The organism is Xanthomonas sp. BRIP62415 (assembly GCF_003993515.1).
Classification (GTDB): Bacteria; Pseudomonadota; Gammaproteobacteria; order Xanthomonadales; family Xanthomonadaceae; genus Xanthomonas; species Xanthomonas euroxanthea.
In genome coordinates this window covers 32,677-47,312 of the sequence record NZ_QEZH01000037.1, presented here as the reverse complement: position 1 = coordinate 47,312, position 14,636 = coordinate 32,677, and the positions used below count along the sequence as shown (strand labels likewise).

Sequence of the window (14,636 nt, the reverse complement as noted above, 5' to 3'; positions counted from 1 at the left end):
TGTCCGGCCCGGCGTCTGCGCGACGCAGCGTGCACCAGTAGCCCCCCGGCGCGGCCGGCAGGGCCACAAACGCAAACGCCCGCGTGCGACGGGGAAGGTCTGCACGCGGGCGCTGGCGACAGCGGCGGGCTTACTTGGCCGGCACGCGCTGGTACTGCTCGCCACCGGTGTTGAGGTGGCCGTTGGCCGCGTCGATGGCGAAGTTCACCGTCTCGCCATCGTTGGTGACCTGCAGCGCGCCGTCCTTGTAGACCGCCGGGTAGCTCTCGGTCTTGGGCTTGCGGCTGAAGAACTTCGGCGTGGTGCTGCGGACCATGAAGGTCTCGCCATTGCGCTCGATGTCCATCGTCTCTTCCTGCGTCTGCACATTGACCCAGTGGCCGACGAACTTCTCGCCCTCCACCTTGGCGCAACCGCTCACCAGCAATGCCGCGGCCAGCGCGGTACCCATCCACTTCATCATCGTGTGTTCTCCAGTTGAGTCTGGAACGAGGATGGCGGGTGGGGGATGTATGGGAGGTCAAGGTGTGCCCGAACAGGCCTTCGAACGTGAGCGCTGATGAGAAAAGTCAACTTGACCCTGTTACCACTACACATGTGCAAGTGAGAAAATTTCGAGTCCCTTGATGTATGGATCCCTCGGCTCAGGTGAAACGGACGAAATGTAATTTTGGAGCCAGCGATGCTTGGCTAGTTCGTGTTCGTGGCCATGCAGTAATATCTCCTCATTACAGTAAATGGCTTTTGCCAAGTTGTAGTAATCTTCTGTATGACCACTCGCTACGTTAACAAAATACACGCCGTTTTCGACGCAAATCATCATTTCGTTTTGAATGTTCTGCGCTTCTCCAGAAAGCTTTCCTCCCTCCGAAAACATTTGGATTATGTTTGAATCAATCACAATTCGAGGGTAGATGGCTTGCTTCTGCTCTAGCTGATAAGCAACTGGTAGCGCGTGGCTGTAAGTTATTGGGCCTGACTTGAAATGAGGAGCAAATGCAACTCCGCCACGCAAGAAAAGACCCTGTTGTAAAAATGCCAAATGAACGCGTTTTAATGTTGTGAGCAAATCCCCAAAAGGGGCGCTAGGGTGATTCGCTATTATCAACGTATCGCTGATTGCCTGATAGCTAATCTCAGTTTCGTTAAGTCCACTCAGGAAGGCTAGGGCTGCCTCAAGGCTGGTCTTAAAATTCTCTGAGGCACTTTGCCTGTCAGCTTCGATTTTATTTCGATAACCTAGTACATCAAGCAAGGCGACGAATGTATAAGGGATTGTCATGAAGGTTATCCGATCGCGTCGAAAATTTTACAAATCTCTTCTTTGTATTCTCTCATTCGGTCAACCCAATCAGCCCACACCGCACCTCTATAGTAGTCACCATCTGAAGATGCTAGTTCTGTATCTCTCTGCCCTATATCAAAAATTGCTTTACCGACCATTTGTGCCACCGGCGCCATTGGTCCCACATCGCGAATGGATGCGACAAAAGGCTGCGATAAAGCACTTTGATTCGCAGGTTTCAAGCCTTTATTTCCGAGAAGATTGGAAATGATGCCATCTTTGATTAGGCCCTCCCATTTTAGATAGGAGCCCTTCTTTTTTCCCGCACGATGAATCTTGTAGTTATTAATTATAGCCCCATAGAAAGACGGCTCAATGTGACTCGCTTGGAGGCCAAAGGGTGCGAAAGTCGAAATTATTGCACGATGTCGTTCGAGCCATTCATTCATAATCGCTCCCATTCCTTGGATAGCCTGATAAGAAAAGCGGTCGGGTGCGGTCGGTATAAAGATACCGTCGCAGGAAAGAATAACCATTCGAGTTATGGATCCTGCACTAGGCCCGACATCGCATAAGATGTAATCAAAGTCATGTAGTTTTCCAAGGTCGCGCAGTAAGCGCCCCATCACTGCATATGTGTTTTTCTCGTGAATTGATTCAGTAATGGCTTGCGCAACTGCCGTGGCAAAAAACTGTTCAGCCCTTGAGAAATTGATGTCGCCCCTGAGTAAGTACAAGCTTTCGTAAATTGGGGAGCTAGCTAGCTCAACCCGTGAGGCGTCAATCTTCGACGAGTCGCCTTCGAATCGTGGACGCAAGGCGTCATAAATTGACGTCCCGGGCAACCTTATATCTGGCTCATCGACTTGATCGGAAGAGCAGAAGAATAATTCCGTGGTATTACACTGTGGATCGCAGTCCACTAGAAGTACTTTCTTGTTTCTCTCTTTGGCGGCATAGACTGCCAGATTGAACAGAGTGGTAGTCTTGGCAACGCCACCTTTGTTATTATAAAGTGAAATAATCTTAGTCATTCAAAATGCCTGTGGATTTAACTGCAGAGAAAAACGGGATTTGAAAAAATAGTCAGGTTTACTTACGCTGTTCCTCTGCACTTTGGGAACTGGCTGCAACCTAGAAAATCCACACTAGTACGCCGGTTCCTTCTATGCACAAGAGCACTGCCGCAGCGAGGGCAGCTTGGGGTGGCAATAGTTGTAGAGGCATTCGACTCTGTGAAAGCAAGGACGGGTTCGAAGCGCGCAGCTTCTGGTGTCAGCTGCTCTGCAGCGTGTAGGTGCACGGCTCGAATCATTCCCAGCAGTTGCTCGCCGCCAATCAACTCAATCGGCTTACCTTCAGCAAACCGCTCTGCGTCCTTCGTGCAGGTACCGATGCAGACGATCTTGACCGCGTGGGCTTGATGGTGCGCGAGCAGGCCGTACATCTCCCGCACCACGCTGACGCCAACCTGCTGGCGCTTCCATTGCTTGCATTGCACCAGCGTGCGGCGGCCGTCCTTGCGCAGGATCAGGTCGATGCCGCCGTCGGCGCCGCCCAGGCCGGTTTCTTCGACGCTGTAGCCCTGGCGGCGAAATGCTTCGCCCACCAATAGTTCGAACTGGCGCCAGCCGCCGGCGGCCAAGCTCTCCAGCGTTGTGCGCGTTTCCAGAAAGCGCCGCCGGCTGCGTGTGCCCAGGTAGGAGAACAGCGCGGCAAGCCAGCAGACGCCGAGCAGCGTCCACGCCAATGGCGCCAACATTCCACTCGATTGCTGTGCGAAGCCTTGCGACAACATTCCGCCCTGGTGAGAGAACCACCAGCCGATGCCGTAGCGCACCACCAGATACGCAGCGATTCCCATCACGAAGCCAACCGGCCACGGCAATGCGGCTAGCGCTTCGAACCCACCCTGTTTCTTTCTGCGTCCCATGCCAGAACCCCCGTTCCCGGTTTGAACATAGCCGTTGAAACGAGTTTTGTCAGCAGACCATGCGCGCCGTTGCGATCAATAGCTCATCAACGCTCGGCACGACGCGTGCGCACGCAAACAGGTGTGTTCTTTACGCCAAAGCTTGAGTTCGCTTGTGCGTTGTTTAGCGCGACCGCATGCCAATCAACGCGATAAAGCGGGCTGCGGTAGTGGTCGCTGTGCGCGCTCTCCAGTAATGCATGCAATGCGCAGCGCTCAAAATTCTCTTTCTCGTATTGAGAGCCGCTACATCACTGCGCAGAGAATCGACGCCACAAGGTACGATCCCAGCCCATCTGCTTGAATGCGCTTCTGCTGTCGCCATGTCTGCTCCTCGCCCGACCCTCGATGGCACTCCTGCCAGCCAGTTCCAGCTCCCGTCCGGCCCCTGGCACACGGTGTGGGAGGCGCTGTGTGCGTGCTTTCCGGTCGTTGGTGCTGACACGTGGCGTGATCGCTTCGCGCGTGGGCGCGTACTGGATGCGCAGCAGCAGGCGTTGGATATCGCTGCGCCGTATCGGCTTGGTGCGGAGATCTATTACTTCCGCGAAGTGGCGGATGAGCCGATCATCACGGCGACGGAAACCGTGGTGCATGCTGACGCGCATGTTGTCGTGGCCTGCAAGCCGCATTTCCTGCCCGTGGTGCCAGCTGGTGCGTACGTGTACCAGACGCTGTTGACCCGTTTGGCGCGGCGTTTCGATAACCCCGCATTGGTGCCGCTGCACCGTATCGATCGCGACACCGCGGGATTGGTGTTGTTCTCGGCCAACCCGTCCACGCGAGGGATCTACCAGGCGCTGTTCCGGGAGCGGCGTATCCGCAAACACTATCTGGCTGTGGCGCCGCCGTTGCCGGGGTTGGCGTTTCCGTATGTGCATCGCAGCCGGCTGGAGCCGGGCGAGCCGTTCTTCCGCATGCGCGAGGGTGAGGGCGAGCCGAACAGCGAGACGGTGATCGATGTGGTCGTGCGCGGCGCAGACATGTGGACGTATCGGCTGGAGCCGGTCACCGGGCGCAAGCATCAATTGCGTGTGCATATGGCCGCCCTGGGCGCGCCGATCCTGCATGACCGCTTCTATCCAGAGCTGGAAGATCAGCGGCCCGATGATCCGGAACGGCCGCTGCAGTTGTTCGCGCATACGTTGGCGTTCGATGATCCGATCACCGGTGATCCTCGGCTCTTCACCGCGACAGTCGAACCGACAAAATTGGCTTGAGACGCGAGCCTCCGTTTCGCTAGAAATCCAGGCGAAATATCTGGTTTTCAGATATCCGAAAGAGCGCGTTACGCTGGCTTTGCGGACATCCCGTCCGCTCACGTCGAGGATGGACGCCATGACTGCTTCGAAAGCCCCTTCGACTACCGCTCGGCGACGCGCCACGCCAGCGGCGAAGCTGCAACCGCACCAAAAGCCCTTCACCTTCGGCGTCACCCTGCAGCAGATCGACCAGTTCCACACGCTGCTGCGCACGATCACCGCGCAGAGCGACATGGTGGCGGTGTGCAGCGGCAAGCCGCTGGATGCCACCAGTCTGTCGGTGCTGGGCGAGAGCATCTTCAATGCCGCCCGTGCAGCGCGTGGTGTCGTGGACGAAATCTATGAGCAGCGGCTCGGCAGCGAGTGGCGGGACCCGGTGCCGCATGGCGTGCAGCGGCACGCCTAAGCCTTCGTCCCGCATCGCTCCCAGGATCTGCGCCAGCGCTCCTGTCACGTGTCCATGCTAGCGTGCCGCTGCCGAGAGCCGGCTGGCCGAAGGAGCGGGGCATGCGGGTCGATCCAATGCGCGACGGTGTTGCGGTTGCTGGTGGCAGGCTGGTCGCCCGCATGGCGTGGGCGCTGCTGTGGCTTGCGCTGGCCGCGTTAACGGCCGAGTTCGTGCGCCACGTGTACCTGAAGTACGCCGCGCTGGACTCGCCGGCATACGCCATGTTCCTGACCCGGCGCGGCTGGCTGTGGTGCCATCTGGGTGGCGGCGCCGCCGGCATTGCACTGGGCACGCTGCAGTTCGTCACGCAACGCTGGCGCAGGCACGCATGGGTGCACCGTTGGGTGGGGCGGGCCTATTTCGCCGGCATGCTGGTGGCGATGGTGGGCGCCACCGGGTTGATTGCCACCTCGCCAGCGCCGATGGTCATCCGCGTAGCCTTCGCGGCGACGGAAGCGGCGTGGCTGGTAGTGGCGTCCGTCGGCCTGGTGGCCATCCGCCGCGGGCAGGTGGTCCGGCACCGGCGCTGGATGGTACGGGCGTATCTGGTGACCCTGGCGCCGGTCATGTTCCGTGTGGTGCTCTATGCAGCGGTCGGTGCCGGGGTGACGCCATCGCCCGATACGATCGCGGCGCTGCTATGGGCCAGTTGGGCGGTGCCGTTGCTGATTCACATAATGGGGGACGGGATCGTCGGCATTGTGCGCCGGAACGTGCGAGGCGCCGACTTCCGCATCGACGCCGGCTGAAAAACGGTTCCGCTGCGCGAAGCGCAGGCTAGGCCCTAAAGCACCTCAGGTCGATCACTGATCCGCTCGCGTCGATCCAGCAGTTGCCGAAGTGTCAGACCTGATTGAAGACTGCGCAGCGGAACTGCTCCATGCGCTCTTTGCCAAGCGCTGGCTCCAGTTTCTCTAGTCCATCTAGCGCGCTTTCTACATCGAATGGTTGCCCTGCGAGCGTAGCAAGTGCCTGGTTATGCAGCCGGTACGCAATCCACGCGGCGCTTCCCAATGCGCTTTGATCGTTGGGGTCGACGTAGCTGGATAGAAGCAGTCGCAGCTCGTAAAGCGCTGCGGCAAAGAGTCGCTTTTCCAAATCGGCGTTGTCGCTCATGTGCGTTTGCTCGCTACGGTGATCCATTTCAACGACCGGCATCAAATGCCGAGTGTGCGCGCACCGTGCGTTGGTGCGTCTTGCTGCTGAGCCAGCGTCTGCGCGTTTTGCTGCTGCAACTGTTGGCGCTGATCGATCTGCGCCAGTTCGCGGAACGAGGTTTCCACTGGCGTCGTGACCGCTTGATCCGTTGGCATATGCGCGCGCAGATGCGCCGGGTTGCCTGGATCGCCCTGGACGACGAACACATGTTGACCCGCCTGTGCTTCGCTCCCGGCCTTGCTCAGCAACACGTGGTCCACACGGTCGAGCCCATTGGCAGCCGCCAGGGCGGTCAGGCTGGCGGTCATGCATGCGCTGCGCTGGTCAGCTTGGCGCCCGAGTTGGCGGTCCAGTGCATCGACTCCAGCGCTGCACTGCTGGTGCAATGCGAATCGTGGGTGACCGGGTTGATCGGGCGTGGTGACGGACGCGGCGGCCGCCACTTGCGTTGCCTGTTCCTGCGCATTGGACGGCGTGTTGTCGGACAACAGGTAAGGGCTGCGGACGATCGGCAGGTTCCGGTACGGGTCATCGGGATGGAACTCGCGCCTCAGCTCCTGCCGGTCCAACCTGAGTTGGCGCGTGTCGTTGAGCTCCTGCAGTTGGTGGGCATCTCGAATGGGTTGAGATGTGGGCACCTCCCCGCTTGTGGTCACCTGGGTCCACTGTTTTGAGCGCGCGTCGTATAGCGCATAAGAACTGACCGCTCCAATCCGGTCTGGATCCGTATTGGGCAGTGCCTGGGTCGCCAATGTCCTTGCCCCAGCCATGCGGCCCATGTATGCCGCCGCATCCAGGTTCTGGTCGTTGTAGGTATGCATGGTGTCCCAACTGGTCGCGCGCATGCGCGACAAGCCAAGGGCCTTGTTGTCCAGCATCATGGTCCAGGCCTGTTCTGCTTCACCTTCACCGCCATGGCGCCGTGCGGCTTGCAGAAACTCGCGTGGCGTCCAGGCATTGGGATCGATCTGGTGGGCTTGGAAGGTACGGTCATGCACGTCCTGCACGTCCCGGACCGGGAGATTGAGCGCCAGGTCCGGGTGCCCGGCATCCAGTTGGCCCCGGCGTTCGTCCAGATCGCGCCGCATGAGGTCGACGCCAAACTGGTTCCATTCGCGCTCGCTCATCCGGACGCCGCCATCGCGTGCGCGGTTGTCGGCGAAGATGTTTGCGGTCGCTCCGGGAGCGTTGTCGTTGCGCACCACACCCAAGGCAAGCAGGCCGTAGCCATCGTTGCCGTCCTTGTGGGCGAGGTAGTTCCAATACAGCTCGCGGTTTTCCTGCCGCGCATAGGCCGAAAGAATCCTAAGATCGTCTTGTGTCAGTCCTGGCACGCATCACCTCCTTGTCGTTAGAAAGCACTCAGGTGCCGGTGCGGGCCGGCATGAAGTCTTTCAGTGCGCTTCGTGCGCGGTCCTGGATCTTATTCCAGTCCTTCAACGCAACGCGCACATAGTCGATCTCCACTGCGACCTTCAGTTCCGGAATGACGAAGATGTGCTCGCAGCGGGGAAGTTCCCGCTCCTTGCTGCGCACTAGCTTGCCCTCGCGGACCTCCACGCCCGACTGTTCGACCTCGCGGGACGTGCACTTGATGATGGTGTCGATGTTTCCTTGTGCGTCGCGGCGGACATACCAATCCTTGTAGTAGCTTGCGTCCATGATGGAATTGGATGGTTTCAGCCCTTGCGCCAGGTAGTGCTCGCGGTACGCAGCGATGTTGGCGTAGTAAGGCGTGAGCCCGTTTTTTTCAGCTCCCTTGATGCGCGTGTTGATATCCGCTTCTGGGGTGTCCTGCGCTGTGCCGTCCGGCGTGTACTGCCGCCGAAGAAACACATCGGGATCAACGCGGTCGAGATAGCGATAGCCGATATTGACGGTGCGGGTGGCCACGTCCAGCTTCAGGTGGGCACGTTCGCCAGGAGCAAACGCATTTAAATCCGGGTATTCCAGATATAGCCCGAAGCTACCATCGAAGTTCGGACCCATCTGGTCGTCGAAATAGTTGGCTGGAATATGCAGCTTGTACGGACCCAGGCACGCCTCCATGACCGGTGGCGGGCTGGTGCCGGGGTCTTGCGGACCGCCGCGTTGCCGGACGCATCCTTGTTCGTTGGTCATGGTGTTGGCGCCTGTTTGTGTTGCGCTGCAGCCGGGAACGGCAAGGCCCAATGCGATGCATGCGAGGCCCGCCAGGGCCAGTGGGTGTCTCATGCATCCTCCTATGCTGGGTGCCGAAGTCGAGTATAGGCAGTGGACAGAACGGCGCGCCGCATGCGCCGACAATACGGTCCGTGCCCACGGCCGGTTTTCCTGCAGACCGCCGGCCGCCCCACCTGGCGCGATGTCAGGTACGGCAGCCGGCGGGCATCCTTGTAGGCGAGCCGCGGCTGCAAGCTGGAATGAGAGGACGCAGCCGTTGCAGCCAGGGGACTGAGTGCTTCTGTGAGCCTTGGACTTAGCGCACCTTGTACAACACCGCCGCGCCCGGCCTGGGCTCGAACATCGGCACGGTCTGCTGCTTGAGCGCGGTGCCCTTGGCGTCCCACGCCAGCGTCTCGGCGGGGTATTCCTCGTTGCGGGTCATGGTGTCGATCTGCTTGACGATCACCGTCTTGCCGGCGGGCACTTCCGGGTTCCAGGCGAACACGCCCAGGCGGCCGTAGAACACCGCCGGCGCGGCGGCATCCAGGCGGCGGTCGGGGCACATGACCAGGCCGCGTTCCAGCATCACCCGCAGTGCGCCCACGGGCACGGCCTTGACGGTGGGCGCGGTGCGGTCGGTGCTGTGGCCGGGGCAGACAGTGGCCGAGCGGGTGAGCATGTCCTCGACCACTTGGCGGTCGGACTGGGCCAGCGCCGGCAGTGCGGCGGTGGACAGGGCAAGCACGGCGAGGGCGGATTTCCAGGGCATCTGACAACTCCTCATGAGATGACACTCCAATACTGCAGCCTTGCAGCCTTGCAGGCGCGGGCTGCTGCCAGTAACGCGCCCGAATCCTAGCAATGTGCACGTCAAGCACGGCCAATGGGTGACGCCGCTGCGGCGGCCGCGCGCAAGCAGCAATCGGCCGCCAACGCTGCCGCCAGGCCACCGACGCCGCCCACGCCGGCCGGCGCGGACTATAACGGCCGCTGACGCCGATACCGCCTGTCAGGAGGCTCCTGATTGAGCGGCGGCGGCAACGTCGATAGCGTGCGCGCTATCACACCGCTGGACTGCCCCATGGAACGCGCCGACCTCATTGCATCACTGCTCACCGGCATGCGGCGTGCCGAAGACTTCCGCGCACAGGCGTTGATCTACAGCACCGCGCACAGCCAGCAGATGGAGGCCGATTACGGCAAGGCGGCCGATGCCGAGCTGGTGCTGACGCTGTTCGCCTTCACGCCGGAGCACCTCAAGCTGCTGGGCAGCACCGGCATCGAGAACCTGGGCGAGATCGTCTGCCACGCCTGGGCCTTGAACGGCGGCAACAACGAGGCGCTGATCGGCTGGTTCCGCAAGCCCATGAACGCCCTGGACGGGCAGACGCCGGCCGCGCTGGTGCGCGGTGGCCGCCTGCAGGTGCTGCTGCTGGTGCTCAGGCAGCAGCTGGAGTGGGAGTTGTCCAAGCGCTCGGCCTGAGGATCGACAGCGTTGCACGGCGCGCCTTGGCGCGCCGGTGGCCGGCCCGTCGATCGACAGCGCCGGCCGTGCGTGGGCGCGCTTACTGCTTGGGTCGCGCTACGGCGTACATCTCCCAGGCAATCTTCTTCATCAAGGCGTTGCTGTCCTCGCCCTCCTTGTACAGGTCGAAGTGGCTGCGGCCTTCCAGGTAGCGGAAGTCGCTTTTGGCGCCCAGGCCGTCCAGCACCGCCTGGAACTTGCGCGCCGCCCCATCCAGGTAGAACGTGTCGGCGGTGCCGACGATCAGGTGGATCTTGCCGTCCAGGTCCGGCTTGAGCGTGGGCCATTGCGCGGCCACGCGCGCGGCGATGTCGTAGTGCGTGCGCCAGTAGGCCACCACGGCCGGGTCCACCGTGCCGGTGTCGCGGTCGAACATCGGCAGCGGGCGGCCGTCGGGCCCGCGCGGGGAAAACACCCACTCGAACGAGGTGAGCTGGCCGCCGTACGGGCCGAGCACGCGTTCGAGCCTGGCGAAGGTCTCCAGGTCGGCCACCACCTTGCCCTGGTCGCGGATCAGCGGGAACTGGCTGCCGTCCGGGCGGCGGTAGACGTTGGCATTGGGCGCGTACAGGTCCGGCCCGGTGAAGTCGTGGAAGTCGCTCGAGTCGGGCGAGGTGGACCAGGTGCCGCCGAACAGCTTTGGGTAGCGCGTCTGCAGCCACAGCGTGGCCCAGCCGCCGGACGAATGCCCGTTCAAGAAACGGCCCCGGGCGTTGCCGTCCATCTTGTACTGGCGTTCCAGCGCGGGGATCAGCTCTTCGGTCAGCGCGGTGCCCCAGGGGCCGTTGTTGACCGAGTCGGCGAACTCGTGGGTGCCGGTGGGCGTGGACTGGTCCAGGAACACCCAGATCATCGGCGGCATCTGCCTGGCCGCCATCGCGCTCCAGGCGGCGGCGATGCTGCCGGCAAAGCGGTTGTAGTTGCCGCCGAAGCCGTGGGTGACATACACGGTGGGATAGCGCGTGGCGGCCTTGGCGTCGTAGCCGGGCGGTGTCAGCACGCGGGCGCGCAGCGAGACCGGCCGGCCCCAGAACGCGCTCAACGCAGGGCTCACCATCGAGGCATCGGCACTGTGCAGCCTGGCGTCGGGGACGGCATCGCGTACGGCTTGCGGCGCGCGCGGCGAGACCTGCCACGGGTCGTCGGAGGCCGGCAGCTGGGTGCTGAGGGTGAGCGCAGGCAGCGGCGTCTTGTTGCCCAGTGTCACCGGAGTGACCACGCTCAGCAGATCGCCGCCATCGCGACCGAGATAGCCGTAGCTGTGGTTCGGATCCAGCACCGCCTGAAACAGGTAGTCGCCGGCCGGCAGTGCGGAGAACCCGCTGGGGAAAGCGATATTGTCCAGGTCGATCTGCACGCTGCCGCCCGGCACGAGCCCGGTCACCTCCTGCGCCGCCACCGCGGTGGCGGTGGGGCGGAACGGGTTGGCGTCCACCGTCTCCACCTTGCCGTCCTTACTGCCTTGCTTGGCCTCGGCCTGGGCATCCTTGGCCAGCGTGGCAAACACCAGCAGCCGGCCGGAGGTGGGCTGGTCGGTCGCCCCACCCAGCGTCACACGCAGCAAGCGATGGGCAGCCACCGGCTCGGCAGCGTGCGCAGCGCAGGCGCACAGCAGGCCAACGGCCAGACTCATGCGAGGGGCGAGAGGGTGCAGGGACATGCGGATCCTTTGGAACGTAGCCGGATGGGGCAGGCGCACACGGCCTAGCGCAGACTGTAACTGCTTTCGGGTGCCTTTGGACCTCAAGTGCGGGGAAATTCTACCCATCCGACTTGAGGTACCTAAGGATGCCTTGCTTGTCTAATTCCTCGACTGCAGCTTTGACAAGCTAGCACCGATTCCATCATTTCTTACTTGCCGGTTACTAGTCTCTTTGTGGTCATAAAGAGACTTCTGATAAAGTTGCGAGCAATATCTTCTAAAAAAAAAGCGCTTCTATGATTGTTTATCACTATACTAATGCAAGTACATTGCCGCTCATATTAAAAAATAAAACGCTGCGCTTCACTCGTGCTGATTGTTTAGACGATGCGGCTGAGGTCCCATTTTCTAGTAAACACATAGACGCTCGATTTTTCTATGTAAGTTCTTGGTCATTAAAGAGTAAAGAGCACTCGGGTCTATGGCATCGTTACGGTGATATGAGTCGAGGTGTTCGGATTGGGTTTTCAAAGTCCCCATTTGTGTGGTCAACAATAACGGAATGGTTTGGAACAAAATCTTTCACGCATCCAAACGGGAGCATGAGATCTGTGCCGCAGAGCTATGGATTCATGATCCATGCTGTAGAAGCGCCATTTGAGGTAAAAACACTGTTTGGAAATGGGCACATACTTGTTCCAGATCCGTCTGCGAATGCCGAGAAATTCGGAGGGGAAATTTCTTACGTGGATGATCCAGAAGCAGAAGCTTCTAAATTTTCTCGCGGCGATCCAACTTCAACAACATTATTTGGACGTGCCTCTGATATTGCGCGTATCAAATCCAGAGAATGGGAAGATCAAGAGGAGTACCGATACGTATTAATGGCGTTCGAAGGGCCAAAGCTAATTTTTGCCAAAGATCCTTCAAAATATAGAGATGCGGTGCTCAAGATGATGCAGGAGAGGGGGGCTGGACATTCAAACCCACCAGAATCTCTTTACATTGACATTCCAATCTCTGATAAGGCTATTGAGGAAATGGAAATTATACTTGGCCCAAAAATATCAGCCGCAGACAAAGACGCTGTGCGTGAAGCTGTAAATGCTTTTGCCCCGGCCGCACACGTAAAAGAGAGTGCAATAAAAATTCGATGACGCGAGTTCCGTTGTAAGTCAGGATGATGATTTATATAGAGTTAAATATTTAAGAGGAGTGCTCGAATGGATCCGAATTTTGCCAAAGTTGCCAGGATAATCATGAATAATTTATGGTCACGCCCTAAAAAATATGACCCATAATCCATCCTAAATCGACTCACCTTGCTTGCGGGTCTCCGTCATTTTGATAGCGTTGCGTGTGTTGAAGATGTCTTTCAATTTCTGGAAGGGCCTGGTGGCCGCCCACCTCCATTTCGGGGTTAGGCGTTGTTGCTACCACTGCGGCGGCCTTTGCTGATAACGGTCAAACATCTAATTCAAGGTATGTGATCAGCCGTATTCGCGTCCAAACTCCACACTGCATCACGCAACGACGTCGTTGAGACGATTTGCCGGGTTTGCGAGGTGTGTGTCTTCAACGATGACTACACCAAGCGGCGCGGCCAGCCGGGTGGCGTAGGTGTGGTGCTTCCCACACACACGCATGTCGTCATCTAACGCAATCGATCATCTGCCGCTTGGCGTTATGCAGAGGTTCCGTTGCGACTGCCCATCCAAGGCGCAAGCGGCAGCCGGCGAGCAGCCGCTGTCGGAATCTTGCACCACACATTAAGGAGTGATCGAAATGACACGTAAAATCAACTCTCGCGGTGCCCTTGCGGCAGGCTGCCTCTCGCTCGTCGTGGCCGCGTTGTGTATGGATGCTGCCATTGCAGCACCAGTCACCGGGACGGACAAGGTCACGCTGACCCATGTCTTCGCCACGTTGCAAACCGGCCAGGAGGACAAGAAGCCCGAAGACATTGCGGCGTGTCGCAAGCAGGTTGCGGCAGCTAGTTCCAAATATCTGGGAATGGTGGTCACCACCAAGTATTCCATCGACGCGCGGTCCCTGATCATGAGCGCCTCGTCGTCGCTTCCCTCACCTGTCGCGACACAGCCGCTGATGCTGACGGTGCCGCTATCCCCGTTGGGTTTGTCTGGCGAGTATGCCTTCGGCGCGTTTCGGCCGAGCGCGCTGCCCGACACCTATGTGCTGTTTTCGGTCGGGCTGGATTTCAAGGGGCCGCAGTCGTCCGTACTGGTTCTCAACAGCGACAAACCCTACAACTGCCTGGTGACCAGCAATCCGGCGCCGTTCAAGGGAGCACTGGCTACCAAACTGGGCAAAGACCAGGGCCGCTGATGTCTGCAACCGCCGGGTAATCGGCGAACGAGCCGAAGACAGCGTCGGCTCGTTCGGCTGCTGTTTTCAAAGCAGCACGTTGGAGGAGCGGGCGAAACGGCGGTTTATCACCGCACGCGCCGGATCAACTCCACGGGTCAATGACGTCCAGCGCCATCGCCGCGAACGGTGCCGTGTCGCGAGTGGCAACGGTCAGGCCTTGCGCGGCTGCCGTTGCAGCGATGTAGGCATCGGCGCGACCGAGTGTGAGTCCTGCGGCTCTGGCTTTCGATGCGAGTGTCGCGAATGCGTGCGATGCGTCCAGATCAAACGCCAGCAGGCGCCCATTGAACAGTGGCAATACATCGCTTTCCAACCGTGCATGCAACGTGGATCGCTTGCGGCCCTCGGGCATCACGGCAATGCCAAAACGCAATTCGGCCACCGTTACCACCGACAGGAACAGTGTCTCGACAGCCTGCGCATCGATCCAGGCAACGACCTTCGGGTTGGGCTGAGGCCGCCAAAGCTCGGAGATGACATTGGTATCGAGCAGGATCACTTCAGGCTGATCGGCTTGATTGCGGTCTTGTCGCGTAAGGTGTCGAACGCGTCGGCCTGTTTTGCTGTCAGGCCAGCGTCGCGGCCAATGTCCACCAGCAGGGAGCCGAGTTTGACCCGGTCTGCCGGTTTGGCCGCTGATTCAAGGATTGCGCGGATCTCCGCCTCGGTGCTGCGGCCGTGGAGTGCGGCCCTCGCGCGGATCGCGCGATGCACCTCATCGGGGATATTGCGGACGGTGAAAGAAGGCATGTCGCCCTCCCGGTGGAGTCAGGTTGCTTGCACTTTAGAGAAGTGCAAGCACTTAGACAAC

17 protein-coding genes are annotated in these 14,636 nt (G+C 59.9%); 6 read left to right on the top strand and 11 right to left on the bottom strand.

Going from position 1 to position 14,636, the window contains the following annotated elements; all coding sequences use genetic code 11:
• Positions 1-130 precede the first annotated feature (130 nt).
• The 4 genes from EO141_RS19605 to EO141_RS19590 all read right to left on the bottom strand — a co-directional run bounded on the left by EO141_RS19605 (position 131) and on the right by EO141_RS19590 (position 3,218).
• Positions 131-463, bottom strand: coding sequence for a hypothetical protein (locus EO141_RS19605; RefSeq protein ID WP_102255212.1), 333 nt, complete (start codon positions 461-463; stop codon positions 131-133).
• Positions 464-589: 126 nt separating this feature from the next.
• Positions 590-1,282: a hypothetical protein gene (locus EO141_RS19600; RefSeq protein WP_127170038.1), complete on the bottom strand. Its 693-nt coding sequence runs from the start codon at positions 1,280-1,282 to the stop codon at positions 590-592.
• Positions 1,283-1,287: 5 nt separating this feature from the next.
• The gene (locus tag EO141_RS19595; protein WP_127170037.1) at positions 1,288-2,319 is read right to left on the bottom strand and encodes a ParA family protein; all 1,032 of its coding nucleotides are present in this window, start codon (positions 2,317-2,319) and stop codon (positions 1,288-1,290) included.
• A 62-nt stretch (positions 2,320-2,381) separates the two neighbouring features.
• A complete protein-coding gene (locus EO141_RS19590) occupies positions 2,382-3,218 on the bottom strand; it encodes a restriction endonuclease (protein WP_127170036.1) in 837 nt (278 codons plus the stop codon).
• A gap of 362 nt (positions 3,219-3,580) precedes the next feature.
• On the opposite strand from EO141_RS19590, the gene EO141_RS19585 reads away from it, so the two are divergent.
• From EO141_RS19585 to EO141_RS19575, 3 genes are all read left to right on the top strand, one after another.
• The gene (locus EO141_RS19585) at positions 3,581-4,477 is read left to right on the top strand and encodes a pseudouridine synthase (protein ID WP_127170172.1); all 897 of its coding nucleotides are present in this window, start codon (positions 3,581-3,583) and stop codon (positions 4,475-4,477) included.
• Positions 4,478-4,595: 118 nt separating this feature from the next.
• Positions 4,596-4,925 carry a hypothetical protein gene (locus EO141_RS19580; RefSeq protein WP_164739335.1) on the top strand — a complete coding sequence of 110 codons (330 nt, stop codon included), beginning with the start codon at positions 4,596-4,598 and terminating at the stop codon, positions 4,923-4,925.
• A 161-nt stretch (positions 4,926-5,086) separates the two neighbouring features.
• The gene (locus tag EO141_RS19575; RefSeq protein ID WP_241236709.1) at positions 5,087-5,716 is read left to right on the top strand and encodes a DUF2306 domain-containing protein; all 630 of its coding nucleotides are present in this window, start codon (positions 5,087-5,089) and stop codon (positions 5,714-5,716) included.
• A gap of 94 nt (positions 5,717-5,810) precedes the next feature.
• Here EO141_RS19575 and EO141_RS19570 read toward each other — a convergent pair whose 3' ends face one another.
• From EO141_RS19570 to EO141_RS19555, 4 genes are all read right to left on the bottom strand, one after another.
• Entirely contained in the window at positions 5,811-6,083 is a 273-nt protein-coding gene (locus EO141_RS19570) for a hypothetical protein (RefSeq protein ID WP_127170034.1), read from the bottom strand.
• 41 nt (positions 6,084-6,124) lie between these two features.
• On the bottom strand, positions 6,125-7,459 hold the full coding sequence (locus EO141_RS19565) for an XVIPCD domain-containing protein (protein ID WP_127170033.1): 1,335 nt from the start codon (positions 7,457-7,459) through the stop codon (positions 6,125-6,127).
• 28 nt (positions 7,460-7,487) lie between these two features.
• Positions 7,488-8,246, bottom strand: coding sequence for a hypothetical protein (locus EO141_RS19560; RefSeq protein ID WP_127170170.1), 759 nt, complete (start codon positions 8,244-8,246; stop codon positions 7,488-7,490).
• A 337-nt stretch (positions 8,247-8,583) separates the two neighbouring features.
• On the bottom strand, positions 8,584-9,039 hold the full coding sequence (locus tag EO141_RS19555; RefSeq protein ID WP_164739334.1) for a hypothetical protein: 456 nt from the start codon (positions 9,037-9,039) through the stop codon (positions 8,584-8,586).
• Between the two features lie 312 nt (positions 9,040-9,351).
• On the opposite strand from EO141_RS19555, the gene EO141_RS19550 reads away from it, so the two are divergent.
• Positions 9,352-9,753 (top strand): antitoxin Xre/MbcA/ParS toxin-binding domain-containing protein, encoded by a 402-nt coding sequence (locus EO141_RS19550; protein WP_126968946.1) that lies wholly within the window; start codon positions 9,352-9,354, stop codon positions 9,751-9,753.
• A gap of 82 nt (positions 9,754-9,835) precedes the next feature.
• Here EO141_RS19550 and EO141_RS19545 read toward each other — a convergent pair whose 3' ends face one another.
• The gene (locus tag EO141_RS19545; protein WP_127170031.1) at positions 9,836-11,455 is read right to left on the bottom strand and encodes an alpha/beta hydrolase-fold protein; all 1,620 of its coding nucleotides are present in this window, start codon (positions 11,453-11,455) and stop codon (positions 9,836-9,838) included.
• Positions 11,456-11,733: 278 nt separating this feature from the next.
• On the opposite strand from EO141_RS19545, the gene EO141_RS19540 reads away from it, so the two are divergent.
• Both EO141_RS19540 and EO141_RS19535 read left to right on the top strand, forming a co-directional pair.
• Complete coding sequence (locus EO141_RS19540; protein WP_127170030.1) at positions 11,734-12,594, top strand: DUF2971 domain-containing protein; 861 nt, start codon at positions 11,734-11,736, stop codon at positions 12,592-12,594.
• 700 nt (positions 12,595-13,294) lie between these two features.
• Positions 13,295-13,783 carry a hypothetical protein gene (locus EO141_RS19535; RefSeq protein ID WP_127170169.1) on the top strand — a complete coding sequence of 163 codons (489 nt, stop codon included), beginning with the start codon at positions 13,295-13,297 and terminating at the stop codon, positions 13,781-13,783.
• Between the two features lie 124 nt (positions 13,784-13,907).
• Here EO141_RS19535 and EO141_RS19530 read toward each other — a convergent pair whose 3' ends face one another.
• The gene (locus tag EO141_RS19530) at positions 13,908-14,324 is read right to left on the bottom strand and encodes a type II toxin-antitoxin system VapC family toxin (RefSeq protein ID WP_102582219.1); all 417 of its coding nucleotides are present in this window, start codon (positions 14,322-14,324) and stop codon (positions 13,908-13,910) included.
• Positions 14,321-14,575, bottom strand: a complete 255-nt coding sequence (locus EO141_RS19525; protein WP_102582218.1) for an Arc family DNA-binding protein — start codon at positions 14,573-14,575, stop codon at positions 14,321-14,323. Before EO141_RS19525 ends, EO141_RS19530 begins: the two co-directional genes overlap by 4 nt.
• Between the last annotated feature and the right edge of the window lie 61 nt (positions 14,576-14,636).